The 13,716-nt window shown below is 47.7% G+C and carries 11 protein-coding genes; 2 read left to right on the top strand and 9 right to left on the bottom strand.

Annotation, left to right across the window (positions count from 1 at the left end; all coding sequences use genetic code 11):
* Positions 1 to 24: 24 nt before the first annotated feature.
* The 4 genes from LQ777_RS01655 to LQ777_RS01670 all read right to left on the bottom strand — a co-directional run bounded on the left by LQ777_RS01655 (position 25) and on the right by LQ777_RS01670 (position 4,743).
* Positions 25 to 453, bottom strand: a complete 429-nt coding sequence (locus LQ777_RS01655; RefSeq protein ID WP_232560779.1) for a GNAT family N-acetyltransferase — start codon at positions 451 to 453, stop codon at positions 25 to 27.
* A 39-nt stretch (positions 454 to 492) separates the two neighbouring features.
* The gene (locus LQ777_RS01660) at positions 493 to 993 is read right to left on the bottom strand and encodes a DUF6265 family protein (protein ID WP_232560780.1); all 501 of its coding nucleotides are present in this window, start codon (positions 991 to 993) and stop codon (positions 493 to 495) included.
* A 1,307-nt stretch (positions 994 to 2,300) separates the two neighbouring features.
* Complete coding sequence (lpcA, locus tag LQ777_RS01665) at positions 2,301 to 2,879, bottom strand: D-sedoheptulose 7-phosphate isomerase (protein WP_232560781.1); 579 nt, start codon at positions 2,877 to 2,879, stop codon at positions 2,301 to 2,303.
* Between the two features lie 115 nt (positions 2,880 to 2,994).
* On the bottom strand, positions 2,995 to 4,743 hold the full coding sequence (locus LQ777_RS01670; protein WP_341871363.1) for a hypothetical protein: 1,749 nt from the start codon (positions 4,741 to 4,743) through the stop codon (positions 2,995 to 2,997).
* Between the two features lie 200 nt (positions 4,744 to 4,943).
* On the opposite strand from LQ777_RS01670, the gene upp reads away from it, so the two are divergent.
* Complete coding sequence (upp, locus tag LQ777_RS01675; RefSeq protein ID WP_232560783.1) at positions 4,944 to 5,591, top strand: uracil phosphoribosyltransferase; 648 nt, start codon at positions 4,944 to 4,946, stop codon at positions 5,589 to 5,591.
* 75 nt (positions 5,592 to 5,666) lie between these two features.
* On the opposite strand, the gene lolA1 is transcribed toward upp, so the two are convergent.
* From lolA1 to cysM, 4 genes are all read right to left on the bottom strand, one after another.
* Positions 5,667 to 6,308 carry an outer membrane lipoprotein periplasmic chaperone LolA1 gene (lolA1, locus tag LQ777_RS01680; protein ID WP_232560784.1) on the bottom strand — a complete coding sequence of 214 codons (642 nt, stop codon included), beginning with the start codon at positions 6,306 to 6,308 and terminating at the stop codon, positions 5,667 to 5,669.
* A 127-nt stretch (positions 6,309 to 6,435) separates the two neighbouring features.
* A complete protein-coding gene (locus LQ777_RS01685; protein WP_232560785.1) occupies positions 6,436 to 9,069 on the bottom strand; it encodes an FtsK/SpoIIIE family DNA translocase in 2,634 nt (877 codons plus the stop codon).
* A 119-nt stretch (positions 9,070 to 9,188) separates the two neighbouring features.
* Positions 9,189 to 10,262, bottom strand: coding sequence for a quinone-dependent dihydroorotate dehydrogenase (locus LQ777_RS01690; RefSeq protein ID WP_232560786.1), 1,074 nt, complete (start codon positions 10,260 to 10,262; stop codon positions 9,189 to 9,191).
* Positions 10,263 to 10,313: 51 nt separating this feature from the next.
* Positions 10,314 to 11,186 carry a cysteine synthase CysM gene (gene cysM, locus LQ777_RS01695; protein ID WP_232560787.1) on the bottom strand — a complete coding sequence of 291 codons (873 nt, stop codon included), beginning with the start codon at positions 11,184 to 11,186 and terminating at the stop codon, positions 10,314 to 10,316.
* Between the two features lie 264 nt (positions 11,187 to 11,450).
* On the opposite strand from cysM, the gene LQ777_RS01700 reads away from it, so the two are divergent.
* Positions 11,451 to 11,891, top strand: a complete 441-nt coding sequence (locus tag LQ777_RS01700) for a LytR/AlgR family response regulator transcription factor (RefSeq protein ID WP_232560788.1) — start codon at positions 11,451 to 11,453, stop codon at positions 11,889 to 11,891.
* Between the two features lie 94 nt (positions 11,892 to 11,985).
* On the opposite strand, the gene LQ777_RS01705 is transcribed toward LQ777_RS01700, so the two are convergent.
* The gene (locus tag LQ777_RS01705) at positions 11,986 to 13,692 is read right to left on the bottom strand and encodes an AMP-binding protein (protein WP_232560789.1); all 1,707 of its coding nucleotides are present in this window, start codon (positions 13,690 to 13,692) and stop codon (positions 11,986 to 11,988) included.
* Positions 13,693 to 13,716 lie beyond the last annotated feature (24 nt).

The following is a 13,716-nucleotide window of genomic DNA, read 5'->3' on the forward strand; positions in this document are numbered from 1 at the left end:
AGCGGATTAATTCCGTTCCCCTTGTTATTGATTAAATGTCATCAGAAAGTAAGCCCCTTCGTTCGATTGGCCTCCAGCCTGAATGCGCCAGCCTTGTCGTTGGTAAAACTGGACGGCGTTCGTATTTTGTTGAAGGCATTTAAGCGAAGCTGGCCGACCGACTTGCGCTAAACTCTCATCAAGCAACGCTTTGCCGATACCTTTATGGTGAAAGTGGCAATCGACGAATAAGGTATGAATGAAGTTGTCGGGAGGCCACCACGACACAAAACCAATCGGTTTTTCGCCCACAACGGCTACTCGTATCTCTTCGTCTTGCGTTGCTGAATCGAAATCGCTGGAAGCGAACCGCGCCTTATCTAGCCACGTGAACGTCTGCGCGCGAGAATCTAAGTACAATTGCCGTAAACCGGGTAGGTACGCCGGTTGCATCGTGACAATCTTCCAATCCATCGGAACGCCGTTTGCTGGCTATAAGCTGTTTCTCTGAATTTACTTCACCCGGCTAAATTCAAACAGGTTATTGAATACCCATTTGCCGTCTTTTTGCTGACCGCGCTGAATCACCAACTGATCGTTTGAGGGCTTTTCGTAGATAATACGAATAGAACCATCTTCTTTCTCGAATAGCGCGTTGTCTTTTTTTGCTTCGATAAAGGAGTAACGATCCTGCTTATCTTTTTCCTCCTGTCCGATCAGGCCCGGCTTGAAATGTTTGACCAGCGCTATGGGACCTTGTTCGGTCTGTTCGAAGATTAGCATTTCGTACATCGTCACTTTATCGTCCTTCATCATTCGAATAAAGCCGGTAAGGTTATCACCAGCCGGAGCTATCCATACCGCGTCAATCGGCCCGCCATTGAACGTTCCCCGCCAATGGCCTTCCAGAAAACGCATATCGGACAAAGAGCCTTTGGCAGCTTTGCTAGTTTGGGCGTACGAGGCAAAAGAGGTTGTAAAACAAAGAAGGAAAAGCCAGAAAAGCTTGTTCATACGAGTTAAGGAAGTTAGTGTAAAAATTGGGGTTGATAAAAAGGATTATTGTGGTTAAGCTACCGTATCATCAGTAAAACGATGGTTCAGCAATAGTTTCTAACATTTCGTGTTTAGAAGAAAGCTATCCGGCATGATTCGTGATAGAAAATCTGAATTTATCCTACACTGATCGATAATTGATTCGCCATGATCATGACATCAACTGACAGGCAAGAAATTGCTGATGAGATAAGAGCAAAAGTCGTTGAACTAGAAAATCTAATTGTTTTGGCAGAGTCGCTGGGGCTAACTATAAAGCTGACGGGGCGAACCGTTGCCAGCAGTATATTCCGTCCAGACACTACCCTATGCGTAGAGATTAACCATCACCATGTCCAGAAATACTAAAGTTTAATATTGAGGGTTTCCGATAGCGTAACAGCCATGTGCATACTGTCATCAACTACGCCCACAACTGTACCGCAAGCCGTACATTGAACAAAATACAGTTGATAGACGCTGTTCTTGACCGAAGCGGGCTGAAGCTCGAACGATGTATGCTGACAACGGGGGCACCTTGATTTAGCCATGATTTGAGCACCAATTGAGAAGGGCAGAGGTTTGCATAAAGGATAAAAATCTTTGTGACTAAATAGGAAATTTAGTATGAAAACTATCTAGTTAGGATTAACCCTGTTCAAGTATAATCAAGGAAATGTTAAATGAAAATTTTAGCTATAACTATTATCTATAGGGTAATAGGATACTCCTTAACAAATAAGCACACTTGTATAAAAATACATTAGTTAGTTAAAAATATATATATCAATAATAGTTTTTTATTACTACTAGTAATGCTGTAATTTATTGTCTGTCAACAGGTAAAGTTAACTTAACCAGCTAATAGATATCCTCTTTACAAACGTATAAAAGTTACATAATATGTACCTTGAAACGTATCTTATAACTGTCTTATGTTTGGTTAAATGATAAAATCGAGTAGCTGAAATTCAGGTAATTAACTCTTTATGACTCATATTCTATCAAAGGGCTATTTGTTCTAGAAGAAAATAATAGAAAATTATCTACGTAATAGAACGCAGCCAAATGTATGGTCTAACCAAAACGTATAAAAACAGGCTTGATAAAATAAGTTACTTAGTATAAATAGAAATGTGAATTAAAAAAGTTGACTGTACCACTCAATAAAAAAGCAGGATAAAGACACGTTTTTGTGTCTTTTATCCGGATATAAAAAAGATTGCTTTATTCTAAAACAGAGGCTACTTATTGGTATATTTCATACCCTATGTGCATCGAGCTCGTTACTCACCAATTACTTGTTTCTCGATTAGAAGAATAAACAAGTGAATAATTTTGATGTGAATCTCCTGTATACGGTCGGCATAGCCAAAGTGAGGAACTCGTATCTCTACGTCTGCTTTTCCGGCAAGTTTACCGCCATCTTTTCCCGTCAGTAAGATAACGGACATTCCTTTTGAACGCGCGGCTTCGACTGCTCTGATAATGTTCGCTGAATTTCCGCTTGTACTAAGTCCTAACAGTACGTCTCCTTCGTTGCCAAGTCCTTCGATGAAGCGTGAAAACACAAACTCGTACCCATAATCGTTGCTGACACAGGAAATGTGGCTTACGTCCGAAATGGCGATTGCAGCCAACGACCGACGGTCATTCCGATAACGTCCGGAAAGCTCTTCAGCAAAATGCATTGCGTCGCAGTGAGAGCCGCCATTCCCGCAGGAGATTATTTTACCACCTTTTTTCAGGGATTCAGCCATCAGCCGGGCGGCTTGTTCGATAGCAGTAAGGTGATCAGGATTACTAAGAAATGTATCTAAGACGGACTGGGCTTCGGCCAGTTCGTGGCGAATTATGTCAAGCATTGAAAAGCAAGTTTGAATACTCGTCTGCTGCTATTTGTTGTTGATGGAAAGCAAACGATTGCCAAAGTTGGCTACTATCCGACGAAAACTCAAAAGTCGGTTCTAAAAACTAGCGTTAGAAAACCCAGTTCCGGTAAGGCAGATTCCAGCGCAACGCAAAACTAGCTAGTTTATCTGTGTACGCTTCGGCTTCGTTCTGACTGTCTTTAAAGCGGTACAACAAGCGCCCCTCCAGAAAGATGTTATGACGGATCATATAGGAAGCGCGTACATCAGCGTAAGTAATGATGGTTTTACGACCCTGACCGATGTAGTTCCCTAAATCGCCAATTCGGGTATCATAGTTAAGCAAAATGTTGCCGCCATAGTTACGGCCTGGCTGGTCGGCTCCGTACATCATGACGCCGAAGATACCGTTGCCAGACCATTTGTTACGCTGATACCGAACGATACCCAGACCTTCCAGAAAGTTGGCACCGAGTGGGTGAGCCATCGGCTGGCTGTAATGCGCGTAGTTTCCTTGTCCGGCCGTCACATAAGGCGACGTTAGGTGAGAATACGTATAAGGACGAGCCAAGTTCATTTCCGCCTGGATATCCAAATTCGGCACGTTGAACGCGTCGATGTATTTACCACCCAACTGGAAAGCAAACTTATTGGTCCAGTTCCCTTTACCCGACAACATGTCGCTTAGCCTGAACTCATCCAGCAGAAGTTGGCTGTACACCAGAAAGCGGGAAAGGAAATTAGCCTTAAGATCAATCCCAATCATCGCGTTATCGGCGCTGCCCCGGTATGATTCAACGAAGCGGTAGAAAATGATTGGATTAAGGTAGTTTAGATCCAGCCGGTCTCGGCTGAATACTTCGGCTTCAAAGACACCTAGATTGATCTGAGGAGTGATATTTACGCTGAGGTGGTGCATGGCTGCGAACTTCTGCTTGAACAGCGTACTGGCCGCTACCGCATCCTGCGTATTTTGTAATTCGGTAAATAAGTTGGTATACTGAATCTTCTTGCCCAGTCGGGTCGTCAGCTTCAGGAAAAGGTAAGGCGCGCTATTGTCCGAAAGAAGCAGTGAACGGAAGCCATTACCGAAGAAGTTACGGTCGTGGCCAAATTGCAAATTGATTATTTTTAGGACGTTGAGCGTAAAGTAACCACGCGCCGAAATAAAGTCGGCTCCTCTCCGGATGAGATCAGGTCCGTTCTGGCTACGTACTTTTGTAAAACCTTCTCCAGGAGCAAATCCACCACCCGCTTCCGTCGCCTGGTAGAGCTGGCCATAATCGTTTATGTACTGCGGATAAATCGCCTGGTTGTCGGCAAAAAAGGTGTAAAAACCTACTTTCTTACCAATGGTACCCCGAATTTCAAGTCCACGCGTGTTGACAAACGGATTGCGTAGCGACTCGTCTGAGCTGGCAGCGTTGCCAGAAACCTGTTCTCCCCCGATACCAAAGTAAAAAACGGGGTTTACGTGCAAGTCAAAGTCAGGGGTTTGCAGACTATAGAAGTCCGCTTTTTTGTGATAGAAAGGCTTGAGAAACGATACCGTTTGACCCAAGGGTCTTTCGCTGTCACCGGGGGACGGGGGTGGGAGCAGATGCTTCGTGAATGGATCACGAACGAGTGAATCCGCCGTGGAGCGAACCCATTCCCAACTGTCGTCCTGTAAATAATTGAAGTTGAAGTAATCCGTATCCGAAAAACCCCGGCCTGGTTTGGCCAGCAAGCTATCCGTGAGCTGAATAACGCTTTGCCGGTTGTAGGGTTTCACAGAACTATGGAAGCCATCGGCCCAGTGGCCCTGTCTGATCTCCAATCGGTCGATTAAGTGGTAGTAGTCCGTGTTTAAGGGCACAAATGGACTTTGTGACCAGCCAGAAAATGATATTACTAGAAATAAGAAAACGTAAAGAAAACGCTGCATACAAGTTACAAGATTGCTCACTCCACTCCGTTCATCCACTCAATTTGCCTTATCTGAGCGACAAATTAGGCATTTGGTTTGGATATACGCCAGTCATCGGGCTAATTTACGGGGAAAGATAACCGTAATCTATGTTTGTTTTTGCGCAACAGCCCTCGCTGGCTAATCAATTCGTAGCTGAACTTCGCGATGTATCGATTCAGAAAGACCGTTTACGTTTTCGACGGAATCTCGAACGAATTGGTGAGTTGATGGCTTATGAAATCTCAAAAACGTTACCTTATCACAATGTATCGGTACCAACACCACTCGGTATAGCCGATACACAACTGCTTAGGCAACAGCCAGTTCTGGCGACGATCTTACGTGCGGGGTTACCTTTTCACCAGGGGTTCGCCAATTATTTCGATCAGGCTGAGAACGCTTTTGCCGGAGCGTACAGGGGGTACAGCGCCAGTGAAAGTGACGAGTTTGAGATTGCGATGGATTATATCGTCGGACCAGATTTAAGCGGGAAAACACTGATCCTTAGTGACCCGATGCTGGCCACGGGCCGTTCGCTAGAAAAAGTATATCACGCGATGCTTCGCTACGGAATTCCGGCGCAAACCCATATTGCCGCTGTTATCGCCAGTCCAGAAGGTATTCGGTATGTCCAACGGCAATTACCGCAATGCCATTTGTGGCTGGGAGCTATAGATGATCACCTGAATGAGCATTCGTACATTGTCCCCGGACTCGGCGACGCTGGCGATCTCTCGTACGGCGCGAAAGTTTAAAACAGCGTGTATGACTACGGGGTGCGGTCAACTCTCGAGTAGTCGATCACACCCCGTAGTCATAAGTTTTATTAATTACCGTAAATCAACAACTTCGACGCCTGGGTATTTCGACTTGTCAAAGACAAAATGCGTGTCGGGTACGTTGACGTTCGGGGTAAATTTGGTGATCGTGTACGAAGTACGCTTCCCGTCTTTGTTAATAATCAGCCAGTTCCGAACGGATTTGTCAGCTTTATCTACCGAAATCTGGACGGTTGCTATAGGACTTTTCTGACGGTTCGGGGTCAATTCGATAACTTCGAGCGTACGACCTCCCTGTTTTTGCTCCTTCAAAAAGCGATAATCGAACCCGCGTTTGTAGATCGTATAGATCTGAGTCGGGTTTAGTTCACCGTTTGCTGCTGCTTCGTAGTCCTGAACGTTTACTTCGTTAGACTCTTTGACATAGGTAGACATTGTTTGCCCATCTGAGTAAACTTCCTGCCCTCCCAATTTTAAGCGAAACTTCGGACCCTTAACGGCTAGATCTCCTTTGAATGAGTCGTTGGCCCCCGCTCCAGCGCTGGCATAAGTAAAAGCGGCCTGGTAGGATTTCAGTGCCTGATATTGTTTACTCATTGCGTCCAGAATGGTCTTTGCCCGCTTATCTTTCTGAGCTGCGGCAGGTAGTGACAGCACTAACGCTATGCTCAGTATCCATGCTACTTTTTTCATCTCTCTGTATTTACTCCAAAATTCGAATTGAAAAGGTGGTCTATTTATTAAATTTCTTCTTTCTGCTTAGACTATAGACAGAAAGAATAGTTTAACACAATTGTTTACTAGTGAGCTTATTAACGACTTATTCTCCTTTTAGTCGTTTCAGCGTTTCTTCCAATAGCTGTAAGTCCTGAACCAACACATCGCGGGCTTTACTTCCCTCAAAAGGCCCAACGATTCGAGCGGCCTCCAATTGGTCAATAAGCCGGCCCGCGCGATTATAACCAAGCTTAAGCTTCCGTTGAATAAGCGATGTACTTCCCTGCTGATGAATCACAATAAGCCGGGCTGCTTCGTCGAACATTGGATCACGATTGTCAAGGTCCACGTCTTTTTCTTCACCCTGACCACCCTCATCACCGACAAATTCGGGCAGTGCGTAGGCATCGTCGTAACCGCGCTGGTTGCCCACAAAGTCACACAGATCTTCAATTTCGTTCGTGTCCACGAATGGGCACTGTAAACGGATAAGGTCTGAGTTGGACGATAGCAGCATATCGCCCATACCCACGAGCTGTTCGGCTCCACCCGTGTCCAGAATGGTTCGTGAGTCGATCTTCGACGTTACTTTAAATGACAGACGGGCGGGGAAATTGGCTTTTATCAATCCGGTAATAACGTTCACGGATGGCCGTTGCGTAGCGACAACCAGATGGATACCGATGGCCCGCGCTAGCTGAGCCAGCCGGGCAATAGGCTGTTCTACTTCTTTTCCAGCGGTCATCATCAAATCGGCCAACTCGTCGATGATCAGCACGATGTACGGTAGATACCGGTGCCCTTTTTCCGGGTTCAATCGACGCTTTGTGAACTTGGCGTTGTATTCTTTCAGGTTACGGCAACCCGCGTCTTTAAGCAGGTTGTACCGATTGTCCATCTCGATGCAAAGCGAGTTGAGCGTGTTGACCACCTTTTTCGTATCCGTGATAATCGGCTCTTCCGAATCGGGTAGCTTGGCCAGAAAATGCCGTTCCAGCTTGTTGAACAAGGTCAACTCCACCTTTTTGGGGTCTACCAGCACCAGCTTTAGTTGCGACGGATGTTTCTTGTAGATCAGCGACGTAAGCAGGACGTTCAGACCTACCGATTTCCCCTGACCCGTAGCACCCGCCATTAGTAAGTGCGGCATTTTTGCCAGATCGGCTACGTAAATCTCGTTGGATATGGTCTTACCCAACACAACCGGCAAATCAAATTTGCTGCTGGCAAAAACGTCGCTCGTAATCACCGAGCGCATCGAGACCATCTCCCGGTTCTTGTTGGGCACCTCGATACCGATTGTTCCCATACCTGGCATCGGGGCAATGATGCGGATACCCAACGCCGACAGGCTAAGGGCAATATCGTCTTCGAGACTTTTGATTTTTGAAATACGAACGCCTTTGGCCGGTACAATCTCGTACAGCGTAACCGTTGGCCCGATAGACGCCTGAATCGAATCGATTTCGATCCCAAAATTGCGTAAAGTCGTTTCAATCCGCTCTTTATTCGCGGTCAGCTCGTCGTCAGAAACCTGTGCCTTTCGATTGTTTTGATAATCGGTGAGTAGCTCGTTGGTTGGATATTGGTACTGCGGCAAATCGAGGGTTGAGTCGTACAAGCCGTGAGTCGCTACCAAGTCATTTTCATCGAATGCATCAGGTTCGAAGGTAGGCGCAGGCGTTGCGCTCAGCTCCGAGGGCTCGGCGTCCGCTGAATCGTCGGTAACGGATTCGCGGTTTTTGATCGTCAGCGTAACGCCAGTTGTTTTGGCAATGACTTCGGGCAGCGAAGCCGAAACGGTTTCCTGAACATTATCGTCGATTGCCGGCTCAACCGGCTTAACGGGTACAACTTCAGGTTCCTTCTCAACGAAGTGATTAGGTGTTGCAACGGGAACTGTGTTGACAGGAACCGGCTCTTCTTCCTCCTCGTTGTCTTCCTCGATTTCACTTTCTTCGTAAGACTGCAAGGTGGCGTCAGGCCGTTTAGGGGATTTGGAACGTAGGCTTCCGGCCAGATCGGGCGCTGACAAACTAGGTAGTTTAATGTTTCTAACGTCGAAGAAGTAAACGACGAATAGAAACAGAGAAAAGGCGATGAAAGCTAAGTTTCCCCAGCCGAATAAGCTGTAAAGCGTCACGTTGAATTCGTAGCCAAGCCCTCCGCACCACACGCTGGCTGTTTCGGCAGAATCCGTAGCAAGAACAATATAACCGGCTAATAAACTAGCCCAAACCGCCAGGAAGAGCAGACCTGCGGTTGCACGGCTCAACGGAAACAGTTCACGGCCAAGCGTAAGTTTGTAGCCGGCTAAGAACATAATCATCGGCAACGCCAGTGCACCAACTCCAAACCAGCGAAACACGAAGACGTGGGCTACGAAAGCACCGACCAGCCCAACCCAGTTGCGGGTTTCGGTGCCTGACTCGGCTAACGGTTCCGAAAAAGCCGATCCGACCACACTTTGATCTGCGTGCCCGGTCGTCATGTACGAAATGAAGGCAATGAACAGACCAATCGATAGCAGCATCAGCAAAACGCCTAAGGTAAGCGCCGATCGTTGATCGCTGAACCAACGATCCAGTGAGGCTCCCCAGTTCAAGGATGGTCTTTTCTCCCGCAACGGACCCGCCGAAACGGCCTCGCGATTAGGGCGGGGCGTGTTCTGACGGTTACGGTCTGGCTGTGGTTGACGAACTGAATTTTGGCGAGATGATGTCGTTGGTTGTGCCATGCGTTGAGATAAAGCTGTAGCGGCAGTGGTAAATTTCCCATTTTTTGGCGAAAATCCGCGCACAAAAACGTAGATTTCGGGTAAACTGTGGGAACGGGCCAAGGTCGTCTAGTATACGGCTAGGCAGTCGGTAGGGGCGAGGTTACCACGTCCTTCAATAGGGCCCTGTTGATGCGCTTTGCCAGTCCTGGCCCTTCGTAGATGAAGCTGGTATAAACCTGAATCAAACTCGCTCCCGCTTGGAGTTTTTCCTGCGCATCTTCGGGGGAGAAGATACCACCAACCCCAACGATTGGAAACGCCCCGCCCGACTGCTGGTGCAGGTAACGAATCACCTCCGTCGAACGCTCGCGCAAGGGGCGTCCGCTCACACCACCAGCACCGATCTGGGAGACGGTGGCTGAGTCTGTTCGTAAACCGTCGCGGCTTATCGTCGTGTTGGTTGCAATGACGCCTGCGATGCCGGTATCGCTGACGATGGCGATGATATCGTCCAACTGCCCGTTGGTTAAATCGGGCGCTATTTTCAATAAAATCGGCTTAGGAGTGGCCCGTTGACGATTTTCGGTTTGTAAAGCGGTCAGCAAACGGGTTAGGGGTTCCCGTTCCTGAAGGTCGCGCAGCCCCGGTGTGTTGGGCGAGCTAACGTTAACTACGAAGTAATCGACCGCATCAAACAACTCACGGAAACTGATAAGGTAATCGTTCAGCGCACTTTCGTTCGGGGTATCTTTATTCTTACCGATGTTGCCGCCAATAATCACGTTGCGTCCGCCCCGGTTTTTGGCGAAGTGACGCAATCGTCCACCCGCCGGTCCTGCTCCTTTATTGTTGAAACCCATTCGGTTAATCAAGCCACCATCGGCTTTTAACCGAAACAGACGGGGGCGGGGATTTCCCGGTTGCGGGCGTGGGGTTACGGTGCCAATCTCAACGAAACCAAAACCCAGGTCACTCAACTCGCTGACCAGTTCGGCGTTTTTGTCGAACCCGGCTGCCATTCCAACCGGATTTGGAAACGTAAGTCCGAAAACGGTACGGTTTAAACGTTGATCCTCAATGACGAATAATCTGCGGCAAACGGCGGATACACCGGGAAGGGCTAGGCCAAATTTAAGCACCGTTGTAACGGCATGATGAATCGTTTCCGCATCGAAACGGAACAGCAAGGGCAGAATAATGCGCTTATACATGGCAGCAAAGGTACGGTCTTGGCGCAAGAAGGCCGCTACGGTCCACTAAGTTTACCCAAATAAGTCGGAAGAAAGGTAGCGGTCGCCCCGGTCGCAGATAATGCAGACAATAACCCCTGAATCCAGCTCCTGGGCTAACTGCTGGGCAGCCCATACGGCACCACCGCTGCTCATACCCGCGAAAACACCTTCTACGCTCGCCAGCTTCCGCGTTTGCTGAGTAGCATCATCGGCTGATACGTCAATGACGCGGTCTACTCGTTGCGGTTCAAAAATCTTGGGCAGGTATTCGACGGGCCATTTCCGAATGCCTGGAATCGACGAGCCATCCGTTGGCTGGCAACCGACGATCTGTATAGCCGGATTTTGCTCTTTCAAATAACGGGAGGTTCCCATGATCGTACCTGTGGTTCCCATCGACGAAACAAAGTGAGTAATCTGCCCGTCTGTATCGCGCCAGATTTCCGGTCCGGTGGTTCGGTAGTGCGCTAAGTAATTATCGGGGTTAGTAAACTGATTAAGCATCAGATAACCTCCTTTTTTGACCTGGTCTTCGGCGTAATCGCGGGCTCCTTCAATGGTTTCGGTCAAGATCACTTTTGCACCGAATGCTTCCATGGTCAGTACCCGCTCCCGCGTAGAGTTTTCGGGCATGACCAACTCAATATCTATGTCGTAAAGTCGGGCAATCATGGCTAAAGCAATGCCGGTGTTACCACTGGTCGCTTCGATAAGCTTCATGCCCGGTTTTAATTCGCCACGAGATAACGCGCCCTGAATCATGCTGGCAGCAGCTCTGTCTTTCACACTACCACCGGGGTTCGTGCCTTCGAGCTTACCATACAATCGAACGTTGGGATTAGGGTTCAGGCGATTCAATTCTATCAACGGCGTATTGCCGACTAAATCAAGCAGGGTTGCCATGCCAATACATCTGGAATAAACTATGTCGATTTAAGGTCAAATGGATTCAATAAGTTCGCATGGCGGTTTTTTCTCCCGGATGTGACGCAATTTTTTTAGAAATGGTATTATCCAAACTTTTCATATGATTCAAATTTTTTTGCGGGTTAATGAATTGATAATGAATTTTTTGTATAATTGAACACGCTTACTCTATGGAGCATATTTATGTATGTGGAAGTAGGCAGGCAGTTTACTTATTCACACCATTAAAATAGATTGATTATGAAAGCCGCTTTGCTTCAAGAGCCGCTATCCAGCGCCTATGTCGAACAAATTGCTCTCCAGTTCGACATGCCCGATCTCGTTTTACCATTCTGGGGTTACCGCAAAAAGATGCCGATGCATCAAATTGTTCGGCTGGAAGGAGAAGGTAATTACACCCTCTTTCACTTCTCGGATGGTAGCCAGCTCATGGTTTCGCTGACGCTTAAAAAAATGGAGAGTCGGTTGTCATCAAAGGTCTTTGTCCGACCGCACAAAAAAAATATTATCAATCTGCTGTATCTGGAAGGTGTTTATCCGGAGACCGTTCAGCCGAAACGACCACAACTGAGTGTTGGTTTGGTCAATGGTCATCGGATAGAAGTATCGCGCCGGAAAGCCAGCCAGTTCATCAAACAAGTGAAAGGATTTCAGGAGGAAATTCAGTCCTTAAATAGTTAGCCTCAGTCACAAAAGCGGCCCCTGGGTAATTCTCAGGGGCCGCTTTTTGTCGATTAGCACAGGACCTTTTGAATGGGTTTCTGCCTGAGTTTGGCTATTTACCTTTTATTTTTGCTAGCTCTTCATCCCGTAGCGGCCGGCGCAGAATTTTGCCCACGTTCGACTTAGGCAATTCGGTTCGAAACTCGATCAATTTTGGAATTTTATAAGGCGTCAGATTTTCGCGGCAGAAAGCTTTGATGGTCTCATCTGTCAAGGCGGGGTCCTTCTTCACCACAAAAACCTTAACAATCTCGGTCGACTTCTCGTTGGGAACGCCAATGCAGGCAACTTCAAGAACGCCGGGGCACTGCGAAACGACATCTTCGATTTCGTTCGGGTAGACATTGAAACCTGATACCAGAATCATGTCTTTTTTACGGTCAACGATTTTGAAATAACCGTCTTCGTTCATTACGCCAATGTCTCCCGTTTTGAACCAGTTTCCTAACATAACCTGAGCCGTCTCTTCGGGACGGTTGTAGTAGCCCGTAAATACTTGAGGGCCGAAAGCGGCAATTTCACCAGCTTCGCCCAGGGGTGCATCGGTACCGTCTTCACGAATGATTTTCATTTGGGTGCTGGGCCACGGAATACCAATCGTTCCAACGCGGATCCCCTCACCTACAGGATTAGACGATAATACAGGAGAAGTTTCGGTAAGTCCGTAACCTTCGCAGGGGGTATTACCCGTAAGTTTGGCCCACCGTTCGGCTACGGATGTCTGTAAAGCCATACCGCCCGCCGAGGTTACTCGCAAACCACTAAAATCGACTTCGCCGATTCGGGGGTGGTTCAAAAGTCCATTGTAAAGGGTGTTAACACCGGTGAAAGCCGATACCTTGTATTTTTTCAGATCGTCGATAAAGGCGTTGAGATCACGCGGGTTCGTGATCAGCAAGTTCATGCAACCGCTTCTCAGCGCCGATAGCGCATTCGTCGTCAGGGCGTAGACATGGTAGAGGGGTAAGGCGGCCACAAAAATGCCTTGGCCTTCTGGTATGCCCGCCGGTCGAATCCAGGCGTGCTGACCCTCGACATTGGCAATCATATTTCGCTGCGTGAGCATAGCCCCTTTTGAAACGCCCGTGGTTCCTCCCGTGTACTGAACAAAGGCGAGGTCGCTGCTTTTAATATCCACAGGCTGGAAGCTGTGACGACTGCCCCGGCTCAGCGCATCGTTGAACGAAATGGCATTGGGCAGTTTATACGGGGGAACCAGCTTCTTAACGTAGTTGACAACCGCATTGACAATTTGCTTTTTGGGAAAGCCCAGCAAGTCGCCTAGTTGTGTTACAATGACGTGCTGAATGTCGGTTTTATCGAGAATCTTTTCCAGGTTGGCCGCAAAGTTCGCCACAATCACAACGGCCTTGGCACCAGAATCCTTAAACTGGTGCTGCATTTCACGCGGGGTGTACAAAGGATTCGTGTTAACTACTGCCAGCCCAGCGCGTAACGCCCCAAACATGGCAATTGGATATTGCAAAACGTTTGGCATCTGAATGGCCAGCCGATCTCCTTTTTTAAGACCCAGATCATGCTGTAAAAAGGACGCAAACTGTTTTGAAAGACGGTCCAGCTCGCCATACGTGATCTGCTTACCCATGCAGGCGTAAGCGGGTCGATCACTGAATCGTTGACAACCTTCCTCGATCAAAGCTGCCAGAGACGGGTAAGCATCCGGATTTATTTCGTGGGGAACACCTTTGGGATAAAAGCGTAGCCAAGGATATGTCTGATTCGTTGTGGGCGTGTCCATAAGAAAGATTTGGAGCTTTTCTAG

This window comes from Spirosoma oryzicola (genome assembly GCF_021233055.1).
Taxonomy (GTDB): domain Bacteria; phylum Bacteroidota; class Bacteroidia; order Cytophagales; family Spirosomataceae; genus Spirosoma; species Spirosoma oryzicola.